The sequence below is a fragment of the Magnetococcales bacterium genome (genome assembly GCA_015228935.1).
GTDB lineage: Bacteria > Pseudomonadota > Magnetococcia > Magnetococcales > DC0425bin3 > HA3dbin3.
Window position 1 is genome coordinate 1 of sequence record JADGCO010000160.1, and the last position, 374, is coordinate 374.

Below are 374 nucleotides of genomic sequence, written 5' to 3' on the forward strand. Positions count from 1 at the left end.
CGGAGCCACCAGGACCATTCATCATCCCAGGTCCACCAGGACCGTTCATCATCCCGGGGCCACCAGGACCATTCATCATCCCGGGTCCACCGCCAGGGCCGTTCATCATCCCGGAGCCACCAGGACCATTCATCATCCCAGGTCCACCAGGACCGTTCATCATCCCAGGTCCACCATGGCCACCCATCATCCCGGGTCCACCAGGACCGTTCATCATCCCGGAGCCACCAGGACCGTTCATCATTTCGGGTCCGCCAGGTCCGCCATATCCTCCCGGTCCACCCATCATCCCGGGTCCACCAGGGCCGTTCATCATTTCAGATCCGCCAGGACCATTCATCATTCCAGGTCCGCCATATCCTCCCGGTCCACCC